The sequence below is a fragment of the uncultured Streptomyces sp. genome, from assembly GCF_947488945.1.
Lineage (GTDB): Bacteria > Actinomycetota > Actinomycetes > Streptomycetales > Streptomycetaceae > Streptomyces.
In genome coordinates, this window is the sequence record NZ_CANLBS010000004.1 from 384,038 (window position 1) to 409,650 (window position 25,613).

Here is a 25,613-nt window from a genome sequence, read left to right on the forward strand (position 1 = left end):
CCCCGCCCGTCTGTCACCATGGAGGCATGGGTCAGCCGGAAAGCCGGGAACACCGCGAATCAGAGCCGTCCGAGCTTCCGCCGGGGCAGCGGCTGCAGCGCGGCTGGCCGGTGACCCATTACGGCCCGGTGCCGAAATTCAAACCCGAGCGGTGGGAGTTCCGAGTCTTCGGCGCGACCGCCGACGGCGACAAGCACTGCTGGAACCACCGCGAGTTCTCCGGCCTGCCGTTCACCACGGTCGTCGGTGATCTCCACTGCGTCACGAAATTCTCCATGATCGGCGCCGAATGGGGCGGGGTCCCCGCCTCGGTCGTCCTTGATCTCGCACCGCCCGCCGAGGACGTCACGCACGTCATGGTGTGGGCCGAATACGGTTTCTCGTCGAATCTCCGGCTGACCGACTTCGCCTCCCCGCGCACCCTTTTCGCCACCCACAAGGACGGCGAACTGCTCACCGCCGAGCACGGCTTCCCGCTCCGCCTGGTCGTGCCGCACCTGTACGCCTGGAAGGGGCCCAAGTGGGTCCGGGGCATCGAGTACATGACGGCGGACCGCCGCGGCTTCTGGGAGGAGCGCGGCTACCACAACATCGGCGACCCCTGGAGCGAGCAGCGCTACTCGTACCAGGAGACGCCGGGGGACGGTCCCGAACTCTGAGGCCCGGGACCCGGCCCGCGCGTCACGCGCTGCGCCGGGCGCGGCCGGATCAGCCGGCCAGCTCCCCGAGCAGTGCCCAGGTGCGGAGCCGGTCCGCGTCTCCGGCGGTCTCCGTGCCCGAGAACACCACCTCCGTCGCACCGGCGTCCCGGTAGCGCCGTACCTCGGCCGTGACCGCCCGCTCGTCGCCGATGGCGGCCACGTCGACGGCCCGCCGGCCGCCGGACAGCCCGATGACGCGGGCGTAGGACGGGAACTGCTCGTAGAACGCGAGCTGCTCGGCGGCCTTCTCCCGCACGGGACCGACGTCGTCGGTGACCACGCCGTGCACCAGGGCGACGATCCGGGGCGCCGGCCGGCCCGCGGCCTCGGCCGCCGCGGTGACCGCCGGGACGATGTGCTCCTCCAGTGCTCGCGGCCCGGCCAGGTACGGCAGGATCCCGTCCGCCAGCTCACCGCTGACACGCAGCGCCTGCGGGCCCATCGCGGCGACGAGCAACGGAACGCCGCCCTCGGCGCCGGGCACGCGCCCGGAGACCGGAGTCGTCGCGGTGAGCAGTTCACCGTGGAAGTCGGCCGAGCCGGTCTGCGTCAACTCCCTGAGCGCGGTGAGGAATTCACGCAGGCGCGCGATGGGCCGTTCGTAGGGGATGCCGAACCCCGCCTCGGTCAGCAGCTTGGTGCCGAGGGCCAGTCCGAGGTGGTACCGGCCGTGCGTGGCCGCCTGGGCGGTCTGCGCCTGGCTGGACACCAGCAGGGGATGGCGACCGAAGACCGGGATCGCCGAGGTCCCCACGTGCAGACCGGGCACCGCCCGTCCGACGAGCGCCGCGAGCTGGGGCGAGTCCGCGCCGAAGGTCTGTCCGAACCAGACCGACCGCAGTCCGGCGTCCGCCGCCTGGCGGGCGAGCCGTACGGAGGCGTCGACCTGGTTGCCGGCATCGGCCGCGTTGAGTGCCACTCCTGTTGTCATGTCAGGAAAAACCAGCGGTGCGCCGCCGCGCATTCCGGTCCCGTGTGACGGCTGTCTGTCAGTCATGTGTACGCGGCCACCGCGCGTACGACGCGGGACCGCCCGCTACGCCTTCGCCGCCGCCCGCAGCTCCTTGAGCCGGGCCACGTCCGCCGCGTGCCCCTCGGTGCCGCCGGGCGTCTCGATGATCAGCGGCACCCCGGCCGTCGCCGGGTGCGTGAACAGGTCACCGAACGGACCGGCTCCGATGCGGCCCGCGCCGATGTTCTCGTGCCGGTCCTTGTGCGCGCCCGCGACGTCCTTGGAGTCGTTGGCGTGGATCAGCTTCAGCCGCCCCTCGCCGACGGTCTCCACCAGCAGGTCCAGCGTCCGGTGGGCGCCCCCGGGCTCCGCCAGGTCGTGACCGGCCGCGTACATGTGGCAGGTGTCCAGGCAGACGCCCAGCTTCGGGTGGAAGTCCAGCGCCTCGAAGTACGGGCCGAAGTCCCAGGTCCGGGAGCAGAGCGAGGAGCCCTGGCCGGCCGTCGACTCCAGCAGCAGATCCGGGTCGTCGTCGTGCGTCAGCTCGTCCAGGAGCGGCAGCAGACGGGCGCGGACCTGCGCCAGCGCCTCCTCGCGCGGGCGCCCGCCGGTCGCCGAACCCGTGTGCACCACCACGCCGAGCGCGCCTATGGCACGGGCCCGGCGCAGCGAGTGGCGCAGCGACTCCACCGACTTCTCCACCGTCGCCGGAGTGTGCGATCCGAAGTTGATGAGGTAGGGGGCGTGGACGTAGGCGGGCAGGGACCGGGCCGCGCACTCCGAGCGGAACAGCTCGTCCTGGGCGGGGTTGCCGGCCGGAGTGGCCCAGCCGCGCGGGTTGGCGACGAAGACCTGCACCGCCTCGGCCGCCAACTCCCGGGCGTAGGACAGGCCGACCTTGGCCAGCCCGCCGGCCACGGGGACGTGGCCGCCCACCGGATTGCGTTTCTGCGCGGTGCTCACGGTGCGGTCACAGCCCCTTGGTCGTGAGGGTGAGGGTGGAACCCTCCACCGCGCGCTCGCCGGCCGCGACGGACTGCTCGGCGACGGTGTCGGTGAACGAGAGGAACGGACGGTCCACCTCGACCTCGAAGCCCGCGTCCTCCAGCAGAGCGCGCGCCTCGTCCACGTCCTTGCCGGTCACGTCGGGCACCTCGATCATGCGCGGCCCCTCGGAGAGCGTCAGCTCGATCGTGGTGCCCTCCTCCGCCTCGGCCCCGGAACCGGGCGACTGCTTCGCGACGGCCCCGGCCGGCTCGGCGGAGTGGACGCGGGCGGGGCGGACCCGGGCCTTCAGCCCCTCGGACTCCAGGGCGGCGGTCGCCTCGTCCGCGGAGAGCCCGGTGACGTCCGGGACGTCCACCGGAGCGCCCTTGCTCACGACCAGCGCCACGGCCGAGTCGGGATGCCGGTCGGTCCCCGCCTCCGGGTCGGTGCGGATCACCTCGCCGCGGCCGATGTCCTCGCTGAACTCGCGGGTCACCATGCCGGGGGACAGCCCCGCCTCCTTCAGCGCCTTGCGGGCCTCGGCGAGCGTGACGCCCCCCACGTCGGGGACCCGCACGATCTCCGGGCCGCGCGAGACCACCAGCCGGACCGCGCCGTTCTTGCGGACGCGGTCGCCGGAGGCCGGATCGCTGTCCATCACCGAGCCGCGCTCCACGGTGTCGCTGTACTTCCGGTCGACCCCCTCCAGCCCGAGCCCCGCGTCCTCGATCCGCTGCTCGGCCGCCCGCTGGGTCTGCCCCAGCAACGACGGGACATGGGTGAACTGGCCGGAGTTGATGTACCAGACGCCGGTGCCGACGCCCAGCACCAGCAGCAGCGCGGTCACCACCGAGTACAGGCCCCGGCGCGGACCGCGGAACGCCGCGCCCCGCCGCACGGCGGCCGGTCCGGGACCGGACGGCGGCGCGGTCATCTCCAGCCGGCTGGTGCGGTGCGTCGTCCCGACGCCGTCACCATGGGGGCGCGGCAGCACGCTGGTGCGGTCCCCGGCCCTGCCGCTCGTGTCGGGGCGGGACAGCGGCGGTTCGGCGTCCAGCTGCGCGTCGGTCAGCTCCGCGCGCGCCTCGCGGGTCAGCGCCAGCAGGCCGACCGCGTCCCGGGGCCGCAGCTCCGCGTCCCGCGCGGTGGCCCCCGCCACCAGGGAGTCCAGCGCCACCGGCAGACCGGGGACGAGGGCGGACGGGGCGGGCACGTCCTGGTGGAGGTGGCGGTAGATGACCTGGGCGGCGTTCTCCCCGGTGTGCGGTTTGGCGCCGGTCAGCATCTCGTACAGCATCACGCCGCAGGCGTACACGTCGGCGCGGGGGTCCACGCTGCCGTTCTCGATCTGCTCCGGGGCGAGGTAGGAGACGGTCCCCAGCAGCGAGCCGGTGGTGTCGGTGGCGGTCCCGACCGCCCGCACCAGGCCGAAGTCGGCGACCTTGACCCGGCCGTCGTCCCCTATCAGGACGTTCTCCGGCTTCATGTCCCGGTGCACGAAGCCGGCCAGGTGCGCGGCGCCGAGCGCGGCCAGCACCGGCTCCAAAATGTCGAGGGCGGCCCGGGGCCGCAGCGCGCCGCGCTCCCGCAGCACGTCCCGCAGGGTGCAGCCGGCGACGTACTCCATCGCCAGATAGACGTACGCGCCCTGGGCGCCCTGGTCGAAGACCGCCACCACGTTCGGGTGGGAGAGCCGGGCCACCGACTTGGCCTCGCGGATGAACCGCTCGACGAAGGCGGCGTCCGCGGCGAGGGCCGGGTGCATCACCTTGAGGGCGAGCACCCGGTCGAGGCGGGTGTCCACGGCCCGGTAGACCGTGGCCATGCCGCCCACGGCGATGCGCGCCTCGACGCGGTAGCGGCCGTCGAGCAGCCGTCCGACGAGCGGGTCCTGGAGGGTCGTGTCCACCCGACGAGTCTACGAGCCGCCACCGACACGCCCGACGGCCCGAGCGGGCCCGGTGCCGTATCGCAGCGCGGCCGTGACAGTGCGCCGCGGGGCGCGCGTCAGAACGCCGGCCGCTCCGGGTCCAGACGGGCCAGCCCCTCGCTGGGCGAGGACGCCTCGGCGAAGTGGCGGCGCGGGATGCGGCCCGCCCGGCGGGCCAGCCGGCCGGCCTCCACCGCGTGCCGCATCGCCGCCGCCATCAGCTCCGGCTCCCGCGCCCGCGTCACCGCCGACGCCAGCATCACCGCCGCGCACCCCAGCTCCATGGCGAGCGCCGCGTCCGAGGCGGTCCCGGCGCCCGCGTCGAGGATCACCGGCACCCCGGCGCGCTCCACGATGAGCTGGAAGTTGTGCGGGTTGCGGATGCCGAGGCCGGAGCCGATGGGCGAGCCCAGCGGCATGATCGCCGCGCACCCCACGTCCTCCAGCTTCCGGGCCAGCACCGGGTCGTCGTTGGTGTACGGCAGCACGGTGAACCCGTCGTCCACCAGGATCTCGGCCGCGTCCAGCAGCTCGACCGGGTCCGGCAGCAGGGTCCGCTCGTCCGCCACCACCTCGAGCTTCACCCAGTCGGTGCCGAGCGCCTCGCGGGCGAGCCGGGCGGTCAGCACCGCCTCGCCGGCGGTGTAGCAGCCGGCCGTGTTCGGCAGCACCCGGATCGAGCGCCGCTCCAGCACGGAGAGGACCGAGCCCTGCACGGTCGGGTCGAGGCGGCGCATCGCGACGGTCGTCAGCTCGGTCCCGGAGGCGGCCAGCGCCCGTTCCAGCACGTCGAGCGAGGGCGCGCCGCCGGTGCCCATGACGAGCCGCGAGGTGAACGTCTCGCCGCCCAGCGCGAAGAGGTCGTCGGGGCCGTCCGGCATCGTCAGCCTCCCTGTACGGCGGTCAGCACTTCGACCCGGTCGCCCTCGGCGAGGGGGGTGGCGGCCCACCGGCCGCGCGGCACCACGTCCTCGTTGAGGGCGGCGGCGACCCCGCGGGGCGCGGTGGTCAGCTCCGCCACCAGCGTCTCCAGCGTGGTCGCCGCGGGGACGGCGCGGCCGGCGCCGTTCACGTAGACGGTCACGGGCGGGGCGGCGGCCGGGGCGTGGGACGGGTCGGTCATGCGGGGGTCTCCTGGAGTGCGGGAGCGAGAGCGGGAGCAGGGGGCGCGGGGAACCGGGCCGGGGTGAAGGGCCGGGCCTCCTCGGGCAGGTCCCCGGTGGTCAGCACGTGCGCCATGACGTCGCCGGTGACCGGGGTGAGCAGCACCCCGTTGCGGTGGTGGCCGGTGGCGAGGTGGAGGCCGGGCAGCGCGGTCGGGCCGAGCAGCGGGGCGTGGTCCGGCGAGGCGGGCCGCAGCCCGGCGCGGGTCTCCACGAGCGGGAGTTCGGTGATGCCCGGCACCAGTTCGTGGGCGTCGCGGAGCAGTTCGTACACCCCGCCCGCCGTCACCGTGGTGTCCCAGCCCATCTCCTCGCTGGTGGCGCCGACGACCAGCTCGCCGTTCTCGCGCGGCACCAGGTAGAGCGCACCGCCCCGCACCACCGCGCGCACGGTCCGGCTGAGGAAGGGCGCGTTGCGGGGAGGCACCGTCAGCCGCACCACCTGGCCCTTGACCGGGCGGACCGGCACCGCGACCTCCGGCGGCACACCGGCCAGGCGGCCGCTGAGGCTGCCGCCCGCCAGCACGACCTGTCCGGCCGCGATCCGGGAGCCGTCCGCCTGCTCGGTGCCGGCGGCCCGGCCCCCGGTCACGGTCAGCCGCGCGGCGAGGCTCCGGTGGAAGGCCACCCCGGCCCGCTCGCAGGCGACGAGCAGCGCGGCCACCAGCCGCCGCGGGTCCACCTGGTGGTCGCCGTCGACCCGCAGCCCGCCGCGCACGCCCGGCGCCAGCATCGGTTCGAGCCGGCGGCACTCGCGGCCGGTCAGCCACTGCGCGTCCAGGCCGGCGCGCGTCTGCAGGGCGTGCTGCTCGCGCAACTGGGCCCGGTCGTCGGAGTCCAGTGCCACCGCCAGGGTGCCGCAGGCGCGGAAGCCGATGTCCCGGCCGCTCGCCTCCTCCAGCTCGGCGGCGAACGCCGGGTAGCGCGCGGCCGAGACGAGGCTGAGCCCGAGCAGCGTCTCCTCGCCGTGGTGGAGTTCGGTGACCGCGGCCAGCATCCCGGCCGCCGTCAGCGCGGCCCCGCCGCCCGGTTCCGGGTCGGCCACCGCGCAGCGCAGCCCGCGCTGCGCGGCCCGCCACGCGGTCACCAGCCCGATGATCCCGCCGCCGACGACCAGGACGTCGTACCCGGCCACGGGCCGCCCGGCCGCCCGCCCGCTGTCGTTCCGTTCGGTGCGCACGCCTCTTCAGCCCCTCCCTCCGCCGGCATGACCCGGAGCAGGTTCGTACGGTCGGAGGCCGCCAGCCTCCCTCTCAGCCCGGTGCGTCCGGACTCCCGCGTGTGTCTTACGGTGGCCACCCTAAACCCGCCCGCGCCGGCCCCGTAAGGGAGTGGTCACCATGGCCCGTTCGCTCGACGGACTCGTCCTCGCCCCGGTCGCCGACCAGGCTCCCGGCCAGGTCGGGACGGGCACCCGCTTCACGTACCACGAACGGGACGGCCGGATCTGGGCCGAGTACTGCGGCGGGGACGTCGAGCGCGGCCACCTCGTCGGCACCCGCTCCGGGGACCTGCTCGACTTCCGCTACGTGCAGCTGCGCACCGACGGCACCACCTCCTCGGGACACTGCCGCTCCACCGTCGTCCCGCTGCCCGACGGGCGGCTGCGGCTGGAGGAGAGCTGGGCGTGGGAGTCCCGCGAGGGCAGCGGGACGAGCGTGGTCGAGGAGCTCGCGGACTGACGGGGCGTCAGGTGCGTAGGGTGGAGGGGTGAACGGACAGACGGAGCGGCGGGCGGCGGACGGACCCGGACGAAGGGTCGTGATCGTCGGGGCCGGGATGGCGGGCGTGCGGACCGCCGTCGCCCTGCGCGAGGCCGGCTTCACCGGCCCGGTGACCCTGATCGGCGCCGAACCGCACCAGCCGTACGACCGGCCGCCGCTCTCCAAGGCGGTGCTGCTCGGCGAGGCGGAGCACTCCGCGTTCGACATCGACTTCGCCGCCCTCGACATCGACCTGCGCCTCGGCCTGTCGGTGAGCGGCCTCCACCCGGAGCTGCGGCGGGTGGAGACCGCCGACGGCCCCGTCCCGTACGACGTCGCGGTGATCGCCACCGGCGCCGAACCCCTCGCCCTGCCCGGCGCCGAGGGCGTACCCGGCGTCCATCTGCTGCGCACCGCCGACGACGCGGCCCGGCTGCGGCCGGTGCTGGACGAGCGACGCGAGGTGGTGGTCGTCGGCGCCGGCTGGATCGGGGCGGAGTTCGCCACCGCGGCCCGCGCCGCCGGCTGCGAGGTCACCGTGGTGGAGGCCGCCGCGCGCCCGCTCGCCGGAGTCCTGCCCGCCGAGGTCACCGCCCCGATGGCCGACTGGTACGCGGACAGCGGCGTCCGGCTGCTCACCGGCGCCCGGGTCGCCCGCGCCGAGCCCGGCGCCGTGGTCCTGGAGGACGGCCGCGTCCTGCCCGCCGGGGCGGTCGTGGCCGGGATCGGCGCGCGGCCCGCCACCGGCTGGCTGGCCGGTTCCGGCGTCGCCCTCGGCCCGGACGGATCGGTCACCGCCGACGCCTCCCTGCGCACCACCCGCGAGGACGTGTACGCGGTCGGCGACTGCGCCTCCTTCCCGTCGGGCCGGTTCGGCGCGCGCCTGCTCGTCCACCACTGGGACAACGCCCTCCAGGGACCGCGCACGGTCGCCGCCGGAATCCTCGCCGCCCCCGGCGACGCCCCCGCGGTGCACGACCCGGTGCCCTACTTCTGGTCCGAGCAGTTCGGCCGGTTCGTGCAGTACGCGGGCCACCACACCACGGCGGACACCCTCGTCCGGCGCGGCGACCCCGCCGGAGCGGCCTGGTCCGTCTGCTGGCTGCGCGACGACGCACTGACGGCGGTCCTGGCGGTCGGCAGACCGCGCGACGTGGCGCAGGGCCGCAAGCTGATCGCCTCCGGGGCCGCCGTGGACGCCGGCCGGATCGCCGACCCCGGCGTCCCGCTGAAATCCGCCGCGCTCTGACGGCCCGCCCGCCCGGACGCGACCGCCCCGGGGCCCGTCCGGAGGACCTCGTTCGGTCGGGCCCGGCTTCCGGCTGTCGGTCCCGGATGGCACGCTTGTCCTCGTGACCCAGATTGACGCGAAGACCGATGCACTTGTCCCTGCCTGGCTCCACCTCCCCGACATCGCGGAAATGCTCGACGTCGAGGTGACGCGTGTGCGGCAGCTGGTCAAGGACGGCCAGCTCATCGCCGTACGCCGTGGCGAGAACCGCGCGCTCCAGGTGCCCGCGGCCTTCATCGACGGCGACAAGGTGGTGAAGGGCCTCTCGGGGACCCTCACGCTGCTGCGCGACGACGGCTACTCCGACGAGGAGATGCTGGAGTGGCTCTTCACCCCCGACCCGAGCCTGCCCGGCACCCCCGCGCAGGCGCTGAGCGAGAATCGCGGGACGGAGGTGAAGCGCCGCGCCCAGGCGCTCGCCGTCTGATCCACCGTCCGGCACGCCCGCGGGCGCGGACCGTGATCCCCACGGCCCGCGCCCGCACTGATCTGGGGGGACACCGCCATGCCCGCACCGCGCTCGCAGCTCGCCGACGCCCGGCTCTACCTCTGCACGGACGCCCGCAGGCGCCAGGGCGACCTGCCCGGGTTCCTGGACGCGGTCCTCTCCGGCGGCGTCGACATCGTCCAGCTCCGTGACAAGGGGATGGAGGCCGCCGAGGAACTGGAACACCTCGCGGTCTTCGCCGAGGCGTGCGCCCGGCACGGCAAGCTCCTCGCCGTCAACGACCGGGCCGACGTGGCCCACGCCGCCCGCGCGGACGTGCTGCACCTGGGGCAGGGCGACCTGCCGGTGCCCTCCGCCCGCGCGATCCTCGGCCCCGACGTGCTGGTGGGCCGCTCCACCCACTCCGAGTCCGAGGTGGACGCCGCCGCGGCGCAGCCCGGCGTCGACTACTTCTGCACCGGACCCTGCTGGCCGACCCCGACCAAGCCCGGCCGCGCCGCGCCCGGCCTCGGCCTCGTGCGGTACGCCGCCTCGCTCGGCGTGCCCCGTCCCTGGTTCGCCATCGGCGGCATCGACGCGGGCAACCTCGACGAGGTACTGGACGCCGGCGCGCGGCGCGTCGTCGTCGTACGGGCGATCACCGAGGCCGACGATCCCGGGGCCGCCGCGGCCGCGCTGGCGAAGCGGCTGCGCGAGCGCTGAGAGCCCGCCCCCGTCCGTCGTCTCCCGTGCGCCTCCGCCACCCGTCACCCGCGCCCGTCACCCGCGCCCGTCACCCGCGGTGACCGGCGCGCGAGGTCCTGTAACGAGCCGGGTTGTCCGAGGCGTGGACAAGAATGACCGCAATCCGGGCAAACGACATGGGTTCGGTTGGGCCGGGGGCTCCGCGCTGGTTAATCTCCCCCTATGGCCCTCGGCAACCCCTCCATCAGGACGGATCACGCGCGCACCGTGCGTGACGTGCTCGCTTCCGGAGCGACCTCGTACTCCTTCGAGTTCTGGGCGCCCAAGACCGAGAAGGGCGAGCGCAATCTCTGGAACGCGCTCCGCCGGGTCGAGGCGGTCCGTCCGAGCTTCGTCTCCGTGACGTACGGGGCGGGAGGCTCCACCCGGGCCGGCACGGTCCGGGCGACCGAGCGCATCGCCGCCGACTCCACCCTCACCCCGGTCGCCCACCTCACCGCGGTCAACCACTCGGTCGCGGAACTGCGCAACATGATCGGCCAGTACGCCGACGCCGGTATCCGCAACATCCTCGCGGTGCGCGGAGACCCGCCGGGCGACCCCATGGCCGAGTGGGTCGAGCACCCGCAGGGCGTGCGGTACGCCGCCGACCTGGTGCGGCTCATCAAGGAGTCCGGCGACTTCTGCGTCGGCGTCGCGGCGTTCCCCGAGATGCACCCCCGGTCCACGGACTGGGAGACCGACGTCCGCCACTTCGTGGACAAGTGCCGCGCGGGCGCCGACTACGCCATCACGCAGATGTTCTTCGAACCGCGGGACTACCTCCGGATGCGTGACCGGGTCGTCGCGGCGGGTTGCGATACGCCGATCATTCCGGAGATCATGCCGGTCACGAGCGTCAAACAGCTCGAAAGATTCCCGCAGTTGAGCAACGCGGCGGTGCCTTCTTCACTGAAAGAACGCATCCTCGCCGTCAAGGACGACCCCGCCGCTGTACGCTCCATCGGTATCGAGTTCGCAACGGAGTTCTGCGCGGAGCTGCTGTCCGAGGGTGTTCCCGGACTGCACTTCATCACGCTCAACAACTCGACGGCGACGCTGGAGATCTACGAGAACCTCGGACTGCACAAGCAGTCCTGACCGGCCGTACCCGCCACCCATCGGGGCGGTGGCCGTAGAAGGGGGCGGGGCGTGGGCTGGACGGTCCTGTACATCGCTTTCGGCATCGTCGCGCTGTGGCTGCTCGGCGAGGTGCTGTTGCAGTACAAGGCGCGACTGCGCTGGCGGCTGCTGGCGTTCGCCGGGTTCCTGTGCGTGGTGCTCGGCGTGCTGATCCCCTCGGTGCCGGTGATCGCCCTCGGCGCGATCACCTTCGCGGCCGGCCAGACCTACGTCACCCTGTCGTTCCGCAAGGGCTTCTCCACCGGCTGGGCCCTCGGCGGCAATCCGGGAGCCAGCCGCAGGCGGCGCGCGACCGGCCCCGACGGCCCCGCCCGGCAGGAGCCGACGCTGGAGGTCTCCGACCTGGAGGTGTCCGACCCCGGTGCCGGCCCGGCCGGCCCGGAGTTCCCCGAGCGTCCCGACGGCCCGCCCGTCTCCGTCTACGCACCCGAGCCGCTGCCCGACGAGACCGGCCAGTACGGCGTCTACCGGGACAGCCCCTACGCCTCCCCGTACGACTCGGCGGGCCACGGCGGCTACGGCGACGGACGGGACCAGCCCGCCCACGCCGGCTACGAGGACCCGTACGCGGACCGGAGCGGCGCCGTTCCGGCCGATTCCTACGGCGGCGGCGCCTACGGCTACGGCGACCAGCAGAGCTACGCCTCCTACTCCGACCCGTACATCGGCCCCGGCACCCCGGCCGCCGCCTACCCGGACTCCGACGGTTACCACGGAGGCCACGGCGGCGGGCCGTCCGAGGGCCCCTACGCAGGACACGACAGCTGGAGCGGCCAGCACCAGTACGCCCCCGACCCGTACGCGGCGCCGCAGTACGGCGAGACCCCCTACGGCTCGGAGACCCCGCCCGGCGGGGTCTGGGTGCCGCAGCAGCGTGAGGCGGAGCAGTACCCGCAGCCGCCGCAGGAGGAGCCCGCGCCCTACGGCAACGGCTACGACCCCGGCTACGACGGGCAGTACCGCTACTGATCCCGGCGGTCCGCCGCCGCGGACCCGCGAGGGGCCGGCCCCGACACCGCGACGGTGTCCGGACCGGCCCCTCGTCCGTCCTCGGCGGGTCACCGGAAGGCGCCGCCTCTCCGGGGGTCCGGCGAGCTGGGGGTGCCGCGAGCCGGGGTGCCGTGAGCCGGTCACCGGGAGGCCGTCACCGGGAGGCCGTCACGGGCAGCCGGTCACCGCGAGCCCCGGAAGGCGTCGCCCTCCACGATCAGCCCGGCGACCAGCGCGCCCGACATGCCGGCGTGCGCCGGACCGCCGCCCGGGTGCGCCCACCCGCCAGCCCGGTGGAGCCCCGGCAGCCCGGTGCGGTTGGCCGGACGCAGCGCGGCGCCCCCCGCGCCGGCCAGCGCGGGCGCGGGCACCGAACCGCCGGCCGCGCCCGTCGACGCCTCGGTGTCCGCGGGGGTGCGCACCTCACGGCGCAGCACCCGCCCGCCCAGGCCCGGAAGGGCGGTCTCGGCATCCCGCTCCATGGCGTCCGCGAATCCGTCGCGGACCGCGGCGTCGGTCCAGTCCACCGGACCCTGGGGGGCCACCGTCGCCACCAGCGTCACCGCCTCGTGCGCCTCGTCGGGGCGGGTCGACGGGTCGTCGGGCCGCAGCACCACGACCGTGGGCCGCGCGGCGACCCGGCCGCCGAAGACCGCCTCCTGCTCGGCCGCCGCCTTCGGGGTGTGCACCACCGTGCGGTGCGGCGCCCCCGCCTCCCGCGCCCCGCGCAGCGACAGCATCACCACGAACCGGCCCGGCGCCGCCGCCGCGTCATCCGGCCGCGCCGCCGGGCCGGCCGGCGACAGTTCCCGGCCGGGCACCAGACCGGCACGGGGATACGCCCCCAGCACCACGTGGTCCGCCTCGGCCACCGTGCCGTCGGCCAGCTCCACACCCGCCGCCCGGCCGTCCTTCTCCAGGACTCCGACCACCTCGGCGCCGAACACGAACTCCACCCGGCGCGCCACGCACCGGGCGTGGATCGCGTCGGCCAGCGCCCGCATCCCGCCGGTGACGTACCAGGTGCCGAACGTCTCCTCCATGTACGGCAGGAGGGCCGCGGAGGCGGGGGCGGTGCGCGGGTCGAGACCGTAGGCCAGGGCGTGCGCGCCGAGCAGTGCGGCGAGCCGGGGGTCGGCCAGCTCCCAGGCGCCGATCTCCGCGAGGGTCGACGCGCTGCGGGTGCGCAGCAGCCGGCGGGTGCGGACCGCCGGATAGGGGTCGCGGCCGAGCACCTCCCAGTCCTCGCGCAGCGGTTCCTCCAGCAGCGGCCGGCGCGACCGGTCCCAGGCGTCCCGGGCCCGGTCCAGGAAGTCGCCCCAGCGGGCCCCGGCCCCGGCGCCGAGCGCCCCGTCGAGCGCGGCGACGACGCCCGCCCGGGAGGCGTTGGGCAGCGAGACGCGGGTGCCGTCCGCGAAGACGTGGTGGCTCGCCGGGTCCACCTGCGTCAGCGTGACGCAACTCTCCAGCGGCTCCTTGCCGGTCTTCACGAACAGGTCCCGCTGGACGGCGGGCAGGTGCAGCAGTGCCGGTCCCGTGTCGAAGACGAAGCCGTCCCGCTCGTGGCGGCCGAGCGAACCGCCGTGCGTCGCGGACCGTTCGTACACCGTCACCCGGTGCCCCGCCACCGCCAGCCGGGCCGCCGCCGACATCGCGCCCGTCCCGGCGCCGATCACCGCAATACGTGCCATGCCGGTGACTTTACCGAGCGCCCCGGCGGCCGCCGTGACAGCCCTCCGCCGGGTCAGGGCCACCGGTCGCCGGTGCGGCGCCGGGCCTCGCGGCGTTCGGCCCGGCGCCGCAGATACCGCCGGATGCGGGAGGCCGTCAGCACCACCACGACGACGCCGAGGACGAGCAGCACGCCGGCGACCGACGCCGCGGCCCAGGGGTGGAACATGGCGAAGGTGACGACCCCGGCCACGCCCAGGTCCTCCGCGGTGGAGAGCAGGACGTTGCTGAACGGCTCGGGGGAGGAGTTCACCGCCATCCTGGTGCCCGCCTTGACCAGATGGCTCATCAGGGCCGTCGAGCCGCCGACCGCCCCGGCCGCCAGCTCCGGGAGCGAACCGCTCTCGCCCGCCAGCAGCGCCGCGACCACCGCCCCCGCCGCCGGCCGGACGACGGTGTGCACGCCGTCCCAGAACGAGTCCAGGTAGGGCACCTTGTCGGCGACCGCCTCGACGAGGAACAGCACCCCGGCCACCACCAGCACGTCGGTGCGCTGGAGGGACGCCGGGACCTCGTCGCTGACGCCGGTCGCGCCGAACACGCCGAGCAGCAGGACCACCGCGTAGGCGTTGATCCCGCTCGCCCATCCGCTCGTGAAGACCAGGGGGAGTACGGACACGCAAGGGATCGTACGGCGTGAGGACCCCCGGCGGGCCCTCGCGCCCGGAGCTGAGTATCCGTACCCAGACACCACGATGAGTACGAGCGCGGATGGGCGGCGCCCCCGCGGCACGGAAGAGTGGGGACCACGGAAAGGGATGCGGCACCGCACCGCCGGCACGGGGCTGCGGAGCGGTGCCGCACACCCGCCGCGACGGTGCACGGCCGAAGGGCGTCCGGACCACGGGGGACACGGGGTCACGGGGGACGGCCCTGCGGCAGGCGCACGGACGCCGGTCCGGCCCGGTTCGAGGGGGATTCGAACCGCGCGGGACCGGCGTTTCCTTCCGCTCCCGGCCCGGACCCGTCGCCGGTCCGGCGTCCGCCGACCCGGCCGGACCGCCGCCGGCTCAGCGCCCGGTGACCCGGCCGTGCAGCAGCAGGGACAGCGCCGAGTGCACCTCGTCCAGCGAACGCTCCGGCTGGAACGCCTTCCAGTCCAGCGCCGCCACCAGCACCATCCCGACCAGCGCGGCGGCGGTGAGCGGGATGTCGATCTCGCCGCTCAGCTCGCCTTCGGCCACCGCCTCCCGCAGCACCTCCTCGACCACCGCCACCGGCTGCTGGCGCAGCACCAGCAGGGTGGCCTGCCAGGCGCGGTTGGTGCGCCACAGCTCCGCCACGTAGAGCTGGGCGAAGGCCGGGTAGCGGTCGATGAAGACGAGGCCCGCCCGGATCATCGCGTCCAGGGCCTCCACCCGGGTCGCCCCGCGCGCGGCGGTCTCCTCGGCGGCCCGGCGCAGCGAGGCGGTGAGCAGGCCCACGCCGTGCCGCAGCAGTTCCTCGAACAGCTCGGTCTTGCTCTTGAAGTTGTAGTAGACCGTGCCCTTGGCGACGCCCGCCCGCTCGGCGATCTCGTCCACCGTGGTGGCGGAGAACCCCTTCTCGGCGATGAGGGTGACCGCGGCCTCGTAGAGCTTCTGCCGGGTCGCCTGCCGGCGGGTGGTGCCACTGCTTGCGGTGCCACTGCTTTCCATGGCACCGATTGTCACAGGTCCGGCGGAGGTCACAGGCTGAGTTCCGGGTGGAACCGCGCCGGCGTCCACACCTGCTTGCGGCGTGCGGACAGGGCGGTCAGCGCGAGCGCGCCGGCCGTGAACGCCGACAGCACCAGCACGGCCTGCCACACCGGTCCGAGCCCGCCCCCGGTGATCAGCCGGCGCAGCGCGTCCACCACGTGGCTCATCGGCAGGAACGGGTGGATCGCGGCGAAGAAGCCGGGGCTGGTCTGCACCGGATAGGTGCCGCCCGCCGAGGTGAGCTGAAGCATCAGCGCCGCCAGCACCAGAATCCGTCCCGCCGCACCGAACCGGGCGTTGAGCCACTGCACGATCGCGGCGAAGCAGCAGGTGACCAGTGCCAGGAAGGCGAGCGTCCCGACCGGGTGCGCCATCTCCAGCCCGAGCCCCCAGTGGAGTACGGACATCAGCGCGGCGACCTGGAGCAGGCCGATCGCGGCCACCGGCAGCCAGCCCGCGACGGCGATCCGCCGGGCGGCGGCCCCCGCGGCGAGCGCCCGCCGGTTGAGCGGCTGGATCAGCATGTACGCCACCATCGCGCCGACCCAGAGGGAGAGCGGGATGAAGTAGGGGGCGAAGCCGGTGCCGTAGTTCGGCGCGGCGTGCAGCGAGGAGGAGGCGAGCCGCACCGGATCGGACATGACGCCCGTGCGGGTGTCGCGTTCGGCCTCGTCGTAGTCCGGGATCCTGCCGACGCCGTCGTTCAGCCCCTCGGCGAGAGAGGCCGAGCCGTCGGTCAGCCTCACCAGGCCCCGGTCGAGCGTCGTCGCGCCGGACGAGAGCTTCCCGAGGCCGGTGTCCAGGTCCGACGCCCCGGTGCGGGCGGTGCCGAGCCCCGTGCGCAGCGTCCCGGCGCCGGCCGCGACCCGCTGGGCGCCGGAGTCGAGGGCGTTGACCCTGGCGACGGCCGACTCCAGGTCGGTGTCCAGGTGCGGGGCGCGCGCGGCGAGCGCGTCGGCCTGCTCGCCCAGCTCCGTCAGCCGGGACCGGAGCCTCGTCAGGTCGCCGTCCTCGTTCTCCACCAGGGCGTTCACGTCGTCGGCCACCCGAGCCGTGTCGGCGGCGGCCGTGACGGCCTTCTTCAGGGGCGGGCAGGCGGTGGCGTCGGGCACCGGCTGCGCCTCGCAGCGGGTCCGGTAGACCTCGGCGAGGTCGTCGGAGGCGGTGTGCGCCGCCGTCGCTGCGGCGGGGGCCGCCGTCACCAGGAGGTCCAGGTGGTCGCGCACCGCGCGGGAGGAGTCGGAGACCAGCCGGGCGGTGTCGCCGATCGCCTCGCCGTTGTCCTTCAGGAAGGGGCGGACGTCCTTCGCCACGCCGTTGACCTTCGCCGCGAGCAGCTTCGTGCCGTCGGCGACCTGCCGGGAACCGGAGGCGAGGTCGGCCGCGCCCCGGCCGAGCCGGACGACGCCGTCCGACAGCCGCTTGCTGCCGTCCTTGCTCTCCTTGAGCCCGGCGGCCAGGTCCTTCGCGCCGCGCTCGGCGCGGGCGGCGCCGCTCTCCACCTCGTCGGCGCCCTTCGCGGCCTTCGCGGTGGAGTCGTGCAGCCCGGAGAAGTCGATGAAGATCCGGTCCAGGAAGCTCCGGGAGGCGCGGGTCGAGGCGGCGCTGCGGATCTCCGCGAAGACCGTGCGGGAGATCTGCCCGACGATGTAGTTGTTGGCGTCGTTGGTCCGCACCCGCAGCGCCCCGGTCTCCGGGGAGTCGCCGCCGCTGGAGGCTATCCGGGCGCTGAAGTCGGCCGGCATCGTCAGCGAGAGGTAGTAGGTCCCGTCCTCGACGCCGCGCCCGGCCTCCGCGGCGTCCACCTCGTGCCAGTCGAAGGTGTCCGAGTCGCGGAGCCTGCGGGTGAGTTCGTCCCCGACCGCCACCCGCTTCCCGTCCGTCCGCGTCCCGGTGTCCTCGTTGACCAGGGCCACCGGTATCCGGTCCAGCCGGCCGTACGGGTCCCAGAACGACCACAGGTACAGCGCCCCGTACAGCAGCGGCAGCAGCAGCAGCGCGACCAGCGCGGCGCGCGGCAACCGGCCCCGGGTGAACCGCTTCAGCTCAAGCGCGGCCAGTCTCGGCGAACGCATGCTCCGCCCCTTCCTGTGCGTCGCCCGCGCCGGGCACGGCGGTCCGGGCGGTGGTGGTGCGGACGGTGGTGGTACGGACGGTCAGCGCGTCGTCGGGCGCCTCGGTGCACACCGCCAGCACGGTGGTGCCGGTGGCGGCGACCGACCGCAGCAGCTCCCACGCCTCGGCGCGGCCGGTGGGGGAGAGCCCCAGGTCGGTGTCGTCGACGGCGAGCAGCCGGGGGCGGCCGATCAGCGCGAGCGCCACCGACAGCCGCAGCGACTCCAGCCGCTCCAGGTCCCGCACCGCGGTGCGTTCCGCCTTCGGCAGCGCGCCGGTGTCCAGCCCGGCGGCGTCCAGCGCCGCGTCGATCCGGGCCCGCGCGCCGGCGGCCCGCTCCCGGCGGGGGCGCAGCAGGGCGCGGGGCGGGCCGGCGAACCGGCGCAGCAGCAGGGCGCGTTCGCGCAGATGCTCGGCGACGGTGAGTGCGGGGTCGAGTTCGCTGACACCGGGCACCGGGCCGAGGGCGCTGATCCGCCGCACCGCGGCGAGCTTCCCCGGCAGCCGGTGGCCGCCGACCTCGGCGTGCCCCTCGGTGGTGCGCATGCGGCCGGTGAGCGCGAGCAGCAGGCAGCTGCGGCCGGAGCCGGACGGCCCCTCCACCGCGATCAGCGTCCCCGGCTCCGCGTCGAAGCCGACGCCCCGGAAGACCCACCCCCGCGGGCCGCGCAGCCCGAGCCCTTCGGCGCTCACCGGCGCCCCGTCGGTGCCGTCCATCGTCCTCGCCCCCGGAATCTCTTTGTACTGACTGGTCAGTGCAAAAACTAGCCGGAACCGGCCTCCGGGGCAAAGGTGCAGGTCATGCCGGTTTTTCGGGGCACTGTCAGTGGGGGCCGTCACCATGGACACAGACGGCCACGCAGCCGTCACACGACGACAGGAGGTTCGTCATGGCCCGCTCGTCCGCAGCAGCCGCTCCGCGGCGCCGCGCAGGCAGCCCTGTCCCCTCTCCGGCCGGTCCGCCGGACGACGTCCACCCCGTGCTGCGCCGCGCCGGAGCGCCGCCCGCCGCACTCGACCTCCTCGCCAAGGCGCACGCCGGCCTCGACGAGGCCGCCGTCCTGCCCGCCCCGCACGAGCGGTACGCCACCGCCCACCTCGCCGCCCTGCGCGCGGCCGCCGCGGTGCTCGCCGCCCGGGGCAGGCCGGAGGCGACCCGGCGGCACCGGGAGCGCATCCGCAGCGCCTGGGACGTGCTGCCGGAGATCGCGCCCGAGCTGACCGAGTGGTGCGCCCTGTTCGCCGCCGGGGCCGACCGCCGGGCCCGCGCCGAGGCCGGCATACGCAGCGCCGCCGGCAGCCGGGACGCCGACGACCTGCTGCGGGACGCCGCGATGTTCCTGCGGCTGGTGGAACGGCTGCTCGCGCTCAGCCCCACCCTCCCGCACCCGGTGCCGGCCGCCGCCCCGGAGGGCGTCCCCCGGCCGGACGGCCCCCGGCGGGGCGTCCCGGGCCCCCGGGGTGAGCGCCCGGACGCGCGGTGACCGGGGCGGCGGCGCGAGGCAATAAGGTGGTGAGCGCCTGTACCACCTGCACTGTTCACGCTCCGCCGTCCCCGGCGGCCCCCGTGCCGAGGAGTCATCTGCCGTGTCGGACCAGCCGCGCCCCCGCGCCTCCCTCCGTACCGCCGTGGTCTGGGAGGTGCTCAAGGAGGCGCTCGACCGCCGGGCCGAGGAAGCCGGGCGGGACGCCCTGGACGTCCTGGACACCGGCGGCGGCACGGGCAACTTCGCGGTGCCCGCAGCCCGCCTCGGCCACCGGGTCACCGTCGTCGACCCCAGCCCCAACGCCCTCTTCGCCCTGGAGCGGCGCGCCGAGGAGGCCGGCGTCGCCGACCGCGTCCGCGGCGTGCAGGGCGACATCCTGGGCCTCTTCGACGTGGTCGACCGGGGCGGCTACGACGCCGTCCTGTGCCACGGCGTCCTGGAGTACGTCGACGAGCCGGCCGAGGGCGTCCGCAACGCCGTCGCCGCGCTCCGCGAGTCCGGCTCGCTCTCCCTGCTCGCCGCCGGCTCCGGCGGAGCCGTGCTGGCCCGTGCGCTGGCCGGCCACTTCACCGAGGCCCGGCAGGCGCTCACCGACCCGGCCGGCCGCTGGGGCGACGGCGACCCGGTGCCCCGCCGCTTCACCAGCGAGCAGCTCTCCGCCCTGGTCGCGGACGCCGGCCTGGAGGTCACCTCGGTGCACGGCGTGCGGGTCTTCGCCGATCTCGTCCCCGGCGTCCTGGTGGACACCGAACCCGGCGCCATGGAGGCGCTGCTGAAGCTGGAGACGGCCGCGGCGGAGCTCCCGGCCTTCCACTCCGTCGCCACCCAGCTGCACGTTCTCGGCGAGCGCCGCGGCTGATCCCGCCGCGCTCCGGCGGGCCGCGCGCACGCCGGGCGTCCGGAGCGCGGCTGATCAGCGGCGCAGCCGCACACGGAGTAGCGACTCGGGCCCCCGTTCGGGCCCCTCGCCCCGTATGATCGGGGGACACCATCCGGCATGACGGATCGGACGTCGGGGAATCTACGCCTCAGCAGCCGAGCCGACTTGGCGGTCCGGACTGGCTAGTGGGCTAGTGGGCAGGTTTCACGGGGGCGAATCCCTGCCTATCCTGGAAGGGCCGCACACCCGGTCGCCCCCGCGGCCGACGACGAGGAGGACTCCGTGCCGCTCTCGGAGCACGAGCAGCGCATGCTCGAGCAGATGGAGCGAGCGCTGTACGCCGAAGATCCCAAGTTCGCGACAGCGCTCGAGGGAAGCGGGCTGCGTACGTACACCCGACGACGGGTCTACCAGGCGGTCGCTGGCTTCCTGGTGGGTATCGCGCTCCTCATGGCCGGAATGGTCGCCCAGCAGATCTGGATCAGCGTGGTCGGGTTCCTCGTGATGCTCGGGTGTGCCGTGCTCGCGGTGACCGGATGGCGCAAGGCACCCAAGCCGGGCGAACAACCGCAGGCGGGCAACGGCGGCTCCGGTGGAAGCCGCCGGCCCCGGCAGCGCCGGTCGATGATGAACCGTATCGAACAACGGTGGCAGCGCCGCCGCGACGAACAGGGCCAATGAACATCGCCCGCCCCCGGTAGCCGCCGGGGGCGGGTTTTCTGGCGTTCGGGAGCAGGAACGGCCAGGGGTGAGGGGTGAGGGGCGGTCGCATCCGTGCGACCGCCCCTCACCCGTGTCCGCCGGACGTCCCGCCGGCAGGTCAGGCACCCCGGCGGGACGTCAGGCGGACGTCAGGCACCCCGGCGGAAGGGCCGGCGCGGCCGGACGGTGTCCGCCACCCGGCTCCCCTTCTCGGCGAGCCGCCGGACGACCGACGCCCGGCGCTCCGTCAGTGCCCACACCACCCGGACGGCCGAGCGCGGTAGCAGCGTCGCGCGGATACGCGCCCCGCGGGACGCCTGCTCCCGCAGCCCGGCCCGTACCGCCGCCGCGTCCTGCGCCAGCCCGGACGGCGGGCGGGGCGACGCCGCGTACAGCGCCTGCTCCACCGCTCCCGCCACCCGGTGCAGCGCGGCGGCCGGTTCCGGGGCGAGGCCGCCCAGCCGGACGACGCGCGCCGCCGCCTTGCGCGGGGTGAGCGCGTCGGCGGGCGGGATGCCGTGGTCCCACGCGGTGTCGGTGATCTCCCGCCACGCCGACAGGGTCCTGGCCACCGTGTCCGACGGCGCGCGGCCCTCGGAGGAGTGCAGTCTGCGGGTGCGGACCCGGGTCCGCCACAGCACCGGCCCCAGCAGGAGCAGCACCAGCAGCGCCACCCCCGCCCCGGTCAGCGCCACGGTGGCCGGCGGCGCGCCGGAACCGCCCTGCCCCGCCGCAGCCGGCGCCCGTGCCGTGCCGCACTCGTTCTCCTTGCGCTGCGCGGCCGCGCAGCTCTCGGACGCGGAGGGGGCGGCGGAGGGGAGCGCCGAGGCCGATGCGCTCGGGGCGGCGGGGGCCGCCTCCTGGCCGGAGGGCGCGTCCGGCACGGTGTACGACGGCACGGTGCCACGGGTGGGGGTCGGCTCGAAACGGGTCCAGCCGACGCCCTCGAAGTACAGCTCCGGCCAGGCGTGCGCGTCCTTCAGGCCGACCGACACCGTGCCGTCGGTCTGCAGGGCGCCGGGGGTGAAGCCCACCGCCACCCGGGCGGGGATGCCCAGCGTCCGGGCCATCGCCGCCATGGCGAAGGAGAAGTGCACGCAGAAGCCCTGCTTGTCCTTGAGGAACCGGCTGATGGCCGCCGTGCCGGAGCCGGAGTTCACCGTCGTGTCGTAGGTGAAGCCGCCGTCGTGCGCGAACCAGTCCTGGAGCCGCACCGCCCGCTCGTACGGATCGGCCGCCCCCTGCGTCACGTCCCGCGCGGTCCGTGCGACCACCTCGGGCAGCGAGCGGGGCACCTGGGTGTAGGCCCGCCGCAGGTCGTCCGGCGGCGGGGGCGCCGCGCGGAGCTGCGCGGCGGTCGGTTCCACCAGCAGACTGCCCACCTCGTAGCGGGCGCCGCTGGTCGTCTGCCCGTCGGTCCCGACGACCACCCCGGTCTCCTCCTGGTACCGCCACCGGCCGTCGACCCGGACCTCGGTGGCCGGGTAGGGCATCGGGAGGTACTCCTGGCGGTAGCTGCGCGAGGCCGAGACGTTCGCGGTGACCTCGGTGACCGCGACGTCCGGCCCCAGCCCGGCCGGCTGCGGGAACCGGTCCGGCAGGTCCTCCGGCTCGTCCCGCGAGGACAGCCACTCGCTGCCGGTGAACCGGTCGAGGGAGAGGATGCGCAGATAGAACCCCAGCGGGTCGCCCGCGTTGGTGCTGTACGACAGGACCTCGCGGTTCTCCGGCTGGTTCAGGTTGTCCTGGAGCGCGACCAGCGGCTTGACCGCCGAGGCGCCGCCGGAACCGCCGCCGCCGCCGGAGCCGTTGCCGAGTCCGCTCAGCAGGCCCCCGTCGAGCGCGGGCAGACCGGCCGGCACGACCAGGGCGACGCCGAGGGCGACCACCCCGATCCGGTGGCCCGTCCGCACCCGTGCCGTCCTGCCCTCGGCGGGCGGGGTCCGGCCGGGAACCCCGGACCCGCCGAAGACCCTGCCCCACCGGGTGACCCGGTCGCGGCTCTCGGCCAGCAGGAGCAGCAGGTAGCCGGCGGCCGCCAGCAGGAACCACAGCCACTTCGCCCCGCCGTCGGACAGCCCCGCGGCCACCGAGTAGAGGGCGAGCAGCGGCAGTCCGGCCGGTGCGGCGCTGCGGAAGGTCACCGCCAGCGCGTCGACCGCGAGCCCGATCACCAGGACCCCGCCGACCAGCAGCAGCCGGATGCCGTCCGTCATGGGCGCCGGGATCGCGTACCGGCCGACGTCCTCGGTGCCCGTGGTCAGCAGCTCCCCGAGCGCCCGCAGCGCCTGCGGGCCCGGAACCGCCCCGAACAGGGCCTGGTCGCGGACGAACACCAGGACGAGCGCGACCAGCGTGACCAGCAGCTGGACCGCCACGGTCAGGGCGCGCGCCCACCCGAGGCGGCGCGTCGCCGCGCCGGCGGCGCTCTGCACGGACAGCAGCAGCGCCGCCTGCACGAGCCAGCCGACCGGTTCGACCAGGGGCAGCAGCGCGCCCGACGCCAGCAGGGTCGCGGCCCAGGCGCTCAGCGCCAGCCTGCCGCGGCCGCTCATGACCGGCTCCCCTCGAACGCGCCGCCGCCGCTCCGGGCGGGCGGCGGGCCGGCGGGCTGCCCGGCCTGCTGCCAGAGCTCGGCCAGGACCGCTCCGGGCGCCACCGGCACCACGGCCCAGCCGGCCTCCCGCAGCAGCCGCAGCCGGTCCTCGTACGGCACGGCGGGGGCGGGGGCGGGGGTGAGGAGGGAGAGGGCGTCCGGGGCCCAGGCGGCGCCGTCCAGCACGAACGCGACGGCGGTGCCGCTGCGGCGGCGCATCGCGGCGGCCACCGCGAGCTGTTCCTCGTCCAGATCGCCGAGGAAGGCGAGCAGCAGGCCCTCGTCACCGCCGCGCAGCACGTCGTGGGCGGGGGCGAGGCCCGTGCCGTCGGAGTGCTCGACCGTGGCCAGGGCGTCCAGCAGCAGCCCGGTGGAGTGGGCGGACTCCTGGGTGGAACCGGCGAACCCGTCCGAGCCCTCGCCCGGCACGCACTCCCCGTCGTCCGTCACCAGCCGCACCGCGAACCCCCGTTCCAGCAGATGGACCAGGGCGGACGCCGCGCCCGACACCGCCCACTCGAACGCCGAGTCCGGACCCGCTCCCCGGTACGCGCCGAAGCGGGTGTCCAGCAGCACCGTGCAGCGGGCCCGCTGCGGCTGTTCCTCGCGGCGCACCATCAGCTCGCCGTAGCGGGCGGTGGACCGCCAGTGGACGCGCCGCAGGTCGTCACCGTGGCGGTAGCCGCGCGGCAGCACGTCGTCCTCGCCGGCCAGGGCGAGCGAGCGCTGGCGCCCCTCGCCGTAGCCGGACGCCTCGCCCGCCAGCCGCAGCGGCGGCAGCGGTTCGGTCCGGGGGATCACCACCAGGGTGTCCCGGCCGCTGAAGGAGCGGACCGTCTCGCACATCCCGAAGGGATCGCCGAGCCGCAGCTCCAGCGGGCCGAGCGGGTACCGGCCCCGCAGGTCGGAGCGGACCCGGTAGGACACCTCGCGGCGGGCGCCCGGCGCCACCCGGTCCAGGACGAACCGGGGACGGGGCCCGAGGACGTACGGCACCTGGTCCTGGAGCATCAGCAGGCCGGTGGGCAGCCGCGAGACGTTGTTCAGGGTCAGGTGGACCCGCGCCTCGCTGCCCGCCGGGACCCGCGAGGGCGTCAGCCTGCGGTCGGCCACCACCCGGTGGCGGGTTCCGTGCAGCACCGCCACGCAGATCACCGGCAGTGCGACGAGCAGCAGTCCGATCCGCAGCAGGTCGCTCTGGCCGAGGACGTACGCGCAGACCGCGGCGGCCGCCCCGGCGGCCAGGAACGACCGGCCGCGGGTGGTCAGCCCGCCGACGACCGTGCGCAGCGGCGTCCGCCCGCCGTCGTCCGGCGTCCCCCCGGCCGCCATCAGATCCGCCGTGCGTCGTACGGTCCGCCGACCCGGGGCTGCTGCCGCGCGTACCGGTTGGGCTGCGGCACCACGGGCCCGTCCGGCGAGGTCGGCACCGGGACGCGCTGAAGGATCTCCAGCACCACCTGCTCGGCGGTGCGGCGGTTGAGCTGGGCCTGGGCGGTCGGCAGCAGACGGTGCGCGAGCACCGCCACCGTCAGCGCCTGGACGTCGTCGGGCAGCGCGTAGTCGCGTCCGGCGAGCGCTGCGGACGCCTTCGCCGCCCGCAGCAGGTGCAGGGTGGCGCGGGGCGACGCGCCGAGCCGGAGGTCGGGGTGGCCGCGGGTGGCGCCGACGAGCTCGACCGCGTACCGGCGGACGGCGTCGGCGACGTGCACCGAGCGGACCGCCTCGATGAGCTTGACGATGTCGTGGGCGTGCGCGACCGGCTGGAGGTCGTCCAGCGGGTTGAGCGCGCCGTGCGTGCCGAGCATCCGCAGCTCGGCCTCCGGGCTGGGATAGCCGATGGAGACCCGCGCCATGAAGCGGTCGCGCTGGGCCTCGGGCAGCGGGTAGGTGCCCTCCATCTCCACCGGGTTCTGGGTGGCCACCACCATGAAGGGGTCGGGCAGTTCGTAGCTGTGCCCGTCGACGGTGACCTGGCGCTCCTCCATCGACTCCAGGAGTGCCGACTGGGTCTTGGGCGAGGCGCGGTTGATCTCGTCGCCGATCACCACCTGGGCGAAGATCGCACCGGGCTTGAACTCGAACTCGTGCCGCTGCTGGTCGTAGATCGACACACCGGTGATGTCGGAGGGCAGCAGGTCCGGCGTGAACTGGATGCGCCGCACCGAACAGTCGATGGACCGGGCCAGCGCCTTGGCCAGCATGGTCTTGCCGACCCCCGGCACGTCCTCGATCAGCAGATGCCCCTCCGCCAGCAGCACGGTCAGCGAAAGCCGCACGACCTCCGGCTTGCCCTCGATCACCTGCTCCACCGACGCGCGCACCCGCTCCGCCGTCGTGGTCAGATCCGTGAGGCTCGCTCGATCGTCATAGGTCGTCACCCCGGCCCTCC

General features: G+C 75.2%; 24 protein-coding genes and 1 riboswitch. Of the genes, 10 read left to right on the forward strand and 14 right to left on the reverse strand.

Features of this window, described 5'->3' with window-relative positions; genetic code table 11:
* The first annotated feature begins 26 nt into the window (after positions 1–26).
* Positions 27–659 carry a sulfite oxidase-like oxidoreductase gene (locus Q0994_RS08390; RefSeq protein ID WP_299531013.1) on the forward strand — a complete coding sequence of 211 codons (633 nt, stop codon included), beginning with the start codon at positions 27–29 and terminating at the stop codon, positions 657–659.
* 49 nt (positions 660–708) lie between these two features.
* Here the strand turns inward: Q0994_RS08390 and Q0994_RS08395 are convergent, their stop codons facing one another.
* The 6 genes from Q0994_RS08395 to thiO all read right to left on the reverse strand — a co-directional run bounded on the left by Q0994_RS08395 (position 709) and on the right by thiO (position 6,913).
* Positions 709–1,632 (reverse strand): LLM class F420-dependent oxidoreductase, encoded by a 924-nt coding sequence (locus Q0994_RS08395; protein WP_299531015.1) that lies wholly within the window; start codon positions 1,630–1,632, stop codon positions 709–711.
* A 105-nt stretch (positions 1,633–1,737) separates the two neighbouring features.
* A complete protein-coding gene (locus Q0994_RS08400) occupies positions 1,738–2,616 on the reverse strand; it encodes a deoxyribonuclease IV (RefSeq protein ID WP_299531016.1) in 879 nt (292 codons plus the stop codon).
* Between the two features lie 7 nt (positions 2,617–2,623).
* A complete protein-coding gene (gene pknB / locus Q0994_RS08405; protein ID WP_299531018.1) occupies positions 2,624–4,549 on the reverse strand; it encodes a Stk1 family PASTA domain-containing Ser/Thr kinase in 1,926 nt (641 codons plus the stop codon).
* A gap of 98 nt (positions 4,550–4,647) precedes the next feature.
* Complete coding sequence (locus tag Q0994_RS08410) at positions 4,648–5,451, reverse strand: thiazole synthase (RefSeq protein WP_299531021.1); 804 nt, start codon at positions 5,449–5,451, stop codon at positions 4,648–4,650.
* 2 nt (positions 5,452–5,453) lie between these two features.
* Positions 5,454–5,693: a sulfur carrier protein ThiS gene (gene thiS, locus Q0994_RS08415; protein ID WP_299531023.1), complete on the reverse strand. Its 240-nt coding sequence runs from the start codon at positions 5,691–5,693 to the stop codon at positions 5,454–5,456.
* On the reverse strand, positions 5,690–6,913 hold the full coding sequence (gene thiO / locus Q0994_RS08420; protein ID WP_299531025.1) for a glycine oxidase ThiO: 1,224 nt from the start codon (positions 6,911–6,913) through the stop codon (positions 5,690–5,692). The genes thiS and thiO overlap by 4 nt, the downstream gene beginning before the upstream one ends.
* A riboswitch (TPP riboswitch) is annotated at positions 6,911–7,022 on the reverse strand. (Overlaps the previous gene by 3 nt.)
* 51 nt (positions 7,023–7,073) lie before the next feature.
* Between thiO and Q0994_RS08425 the strand changes: the two genes are divergently transcribed.
* The 6 genes from Q0994_RS08425 to Q0994_RS08450 all read left to right on the forward strand — a co-directional run bounded on the left by Q0994_RS08425 (position 7,074) and on the right by Q0994_RS08450 (position 12,010).
* A complete protein-coding gene (locus tag Q0994_RS08425; RefSeq protein WP_299531027.1) occupies positions 7,074–7,415 on the forward strand; it encodes a hypothetical protein in 342 nt (113 codons plus the stop codon).
* Positions 7,416–7,512: 97 nt separating this feature from the next.
* Complete coding sequence (locus tag Q0994_RS08430) at positions 7,513–8,685, forward strand: NAD(P)/FAD-dependent oxidoreductase (RefSeq protein ID WP_299531334.1); 1,173 nt, start codon at positions 7,513–7,515, stop codon at positions 8,683–8,685.
* A gap of 103 nt (positions 8,686–8,788) precedes the next feature.
* On the forward strand, positions 8,789–9,154 hold the full coding sequence (locus Q0994_RS08435) for an Rv2175c family DNA-binding protein (RefSeq protein WP_299531029.1): 366 nt from the start codon (positions 8,789–8,791) through the stop codon (positions 9,152–9,154).
* A gap of 78 nt (positions 9,155–9,232) precedes the next feature.
* Positions 9,233–9,877 carry a thiamine phosphate synthase gene (thiE, locus tag Q0994_RS08440; protein ID WP_299531032.1) on the forward strand — a complete coding sequence of 215 codons (645 nt, stop codon included), beginning with the start codon at positions 9,233–9,235 and terminating at the stop codon, positions 9,875–9,877.
* Between the two features lie 204 nt (positions 9,878–10,081).
* A complete protein-coding gene (gene metF / locus Q0994_RS08445; RefSeq protein ID WP_299531035.1) occupies positions 10,082–10,999 on the forward strand; it encodes a methylenetetrahydrofolate reductase [NAD(P)H] in 918 nt (305 codons plus the stop codon).
* A 51-nt stretch (positions 11,000–11,050) separates the two neighbouring features.
* Positions 11,051–12,010: a hypothetical protein gene (locus Q0994_RS08450; protein WP_299531038.1), complete on the forward strand. Its 960-nt coding sequence runs from the start codon at positions 11,051–11,053 to the stop codon at positions 12,008–12,010.
* Between the two features lie 203 nt (positions 12,011–12,213).
* On the opposite strand, the gene Q0994_RS08455 is transcribed toward Q0994_RS08450, so the two are convergent.
* From Q0994_RS08455 to Q0994_RS08475, 5 genes are all read right to left on the reverse strand, one after another.
* The gene (locus Q0994_RS08455; protein WP_299531041.1) at positions 12,214–13,722 is read right to left on the reverse strand and encodes an NAD(P)/FAD-dependent oxidoreductase; all 1,509 of its coding nucleotides are present in this window, start codon (positions 13,720–13,722) and stop codon (positions 12,214–12,216) included.
* 53 nt (positions 13,723–13,775) lie between these two features.
* Positions 13,776–14,381, reverse strand: a complete 606-nt coding sequence (locus Q0994_RS08460) for a DUF4126 domain-containing protein (RefSeq protein WP_299531044.1) — start codon at positions 14,379–14,381, stop codon at positions 13,776–13,778.
* 391 nt (positions 14,382–14,772) lie between these two features.
* On the reverse strand, positions 14,773–15,399 hold the full coding sequence (locus tag Q0994_RS08465) for a TetR/AcrR family transcriptional regulator (RefSeq protein WP_299531046.1): 627 nt from the start codon (positions 15,397–15,399) through the stop codon (positions 14,773–14,775).
* A gap of 29 nt (positions 15,400–15,428) precedes the next feature.
* Positions 15,429–17,516 carry a YhgE/Pip domain-containing protein gene (locus tag Q0994_RS08470; protein WP_299531049.1) on the reverse strand — a complete coding sequence of 696 codons (2,088 nt, stop codon included), beginning with the start codon at positions 17,514–17,516 and terminating at the stop codon, positions 15,429–15,431.
* Entirely contained in the window at positions 17,488–18,273 is a 786-nt protein-coding gene (locus Q0994_RS08475) for an ATP-binding cassette domain-containing protein (protein ID WP_299531051.1), read from the reverse strand. Before Q0994_RS08475 ends, Q0994_RS08470 begins: the two co-directional genes overlap by 29 nt.
* Positions 18,274–18,446: 173 nt before the next feature.
* Here Q0994_RS08475 and Q0994_RS08480 point away from each other — a divergent pair, with 173 nt between their 5' ends.
* From Q0994_RS08480 to Q0994_RS08490, 3 genes are all read left to right on the forward strand, one after another.
* Complete coding sequence (locus Q0994_RS08480; protein WP_299531053.1) at positions 18,447–19,040, forward strand: SAV_6107 family HEPN domain-containing protein; 594 nt, start codon at positions 18,447–18,449, stop codon at positions 19,038–19,040.
* Positions 19,041–19,143: 103 nt separating this feature from the next.
* Positions 19,144–19,902 carry a methyltransferase gene (locus tag Q0994_RS08485; RefSeq protein ID WP_299531055.1) on the forward strand — a complete coding sequence of 253 codons (759 nt, stop codon included), beginning with the start codon at positions 19,144–19,146 and terminating at the stop codon, positions 19,900–19,902.
* 303 nt (positions 19,903–20,205) lie between these two features.
* Positions 20,206–20,604: a DUF3040 domain-containing protein gene (locus tag Q0994_RS08490; protein WP_299531057.1), complete on the forward strand. Its 399-nt coding sequence runs from the start codon at positions 20,206–20,208 to the stop codon at positions 20,602–20,604.
* A 170-nt stretch (positions 20,605–20,774) separates the two neighbouring features.
* Here Q0994_RS08490 and Q0994_RS08495 read toward each other — a convergent pair whose 3' ends face one another.
* The 3 genes from Q0994_RS08495 to Q0994_RS08505 are packed head-to-tail and all read right to left on the reverse strand — an operon-like array spanning position 20,775 to position 25,602.
* A complete protein-coding gene (locus tag Q0994_RS08495) occupies positions 20,775–23,180 on the reverse strand; it encodes a DUF3488 and transglutaminase-like domain-containing protein (protein WP_299531059.1) in 2,406 nt (801 codons plus the stop codon).
* On the reverse strand, positions 23,177–24,553 hold the full coding sequence (locus tag Q0994_RS08500; RefSeq protein WP_299531062.1) for a DUF58 domain-containing protein: 1,377 nt from the start codon (positions 24,551–24,553) through the stop codon (positions 23,177–23,179). The genes Q0994_RS08495 and Q0994_RS08500 overlap by 4 nt, the downstream gene beginning before the upstream one ends.
* Positions 24,553–25,602 carry a MoxR family ATPase gene (locus Q0994_RS08505; RefSeq protein ID WP_299531064.1) on the reverse strand — a complete coding sequence of 350 codons (1,050 nt, stop codon included), beginning with the start codon at positions 25,600–25,602 and terminating at the stop codon, positions 24,553–24,555. Before Q0994_RS08505 ends, Q0994_RS08500 begins: the two co-directional genes overlap by 1 nt.
* Between the last annotated feature and the right edge of the window lie 11 nt (positions 25,603–25,613).

Bases quoted from the DNA above. Each gene is read 5' to 3' on its own strand.
- Q0994_RS08390 (WP_299531013.1), top strand. From the start codon at position 27: ATGGGTCAGCCGGAAAGCCGGGAACACCGCGAATCAGAGCCGTCCGAG.
- Q0994_RS08395 (WP_299531015.1), bottom strand. From the start codon at position 1,632: ATGACAACAGGAGTGGCACTCAACGCGGCCGATGCCGGCAACCAGGTC.
- Q0994_RS08410 (WP_299531021.1), bottom strand. From the start codon at position 5,451: ATGCCGGACGGCCCCGACGACCTCTTCGCGCTGGGCGGCGAGACGTTC.
- thiS (WP_299531023.1), bottom strand. From the start codon at position 5,693: ATGACCGACCCGTCCCACGCCCCGGCCGCCGCCCCGCCCGTGACCGTC.
- Q0994_RS08425 (WP_299531027.1), top strand. From the start codon at position 7,074: ATGGCCCGTTCGCTCGACGGACTCGTCCTCGCCCCGGTCGCCGACCAG.
- Q0994_RS08430 (WP_299531334.1), top strand. From the start codon at position 7,513: ATGGCGGGCGTGCGGACCGCCGTCGCCCTGCGCGAGGCCGGCTTCACC.
- thiE (WP_299531032.1), top strand. From the start codon at position 9,233: ATGCCCGCACCGCGCTCGCAGCTCGCCGACGCCCGGCTCTACCTCTGC.
- metF (WP_299531035.1), top strand. From the start codon at position 10,082: ATGGCCCTCGGCAACCCCTCCATCAGGACGGATCACGCGCGCACCGTG.
- Q0994_RS08455 (WP_299531041.1), bottom strand. From the start codon at position 13,722: ATGGCACGTATTGCGGTGATCGGCGCCGGGACGGGCGCGATGTCGGCG.
- Q0994_RS08465 (WP_299531046.1), bottom strand. From the start codon at position 15,399: ATGGAAAGCAGTGGCACCGCAAGCAGTGGCACCACCCGCCGGCAGGCG.
- Q0994_RS08470 (WP_299531049.1), bottom strand. From the start codon at position 17,516: ATGCGTTCGCCGAGACTGGCCGCGCTTGAGCTGAAGCGGTTCACCCGG.
- Q0994_RS08475 (WP_299531051.1), bottom strand. From the start codon at position 18,273: ATGGACGGCACCGACGGGGCGCCGGTGAGCGCCGAAGGGCTCGGGCTG.
- Q0994_RS08480 (WP_299531053.1), top strand. From the start codon at position 18,447: ATGGCCCGCTCGTCCGCAGCAGCCGCTCCGCGGCGCCGCGCAGGCAGC.
- Q0994_RS08495 (WP_299531059.1), bottom strand. From the start codon at position 23,180: ATGAGCGGCCGCGGCAGGCTGGCGCTGAGCGCCTGGGCCGCGACCCTG.
- Q0994_RS08500 (WP_299531062.1), bottom strand. From the start codon at position 24,553: ATGGCGGCCGGGGGGACGCCGGACGACGGCGGGCGGACGCCGCTGCGC.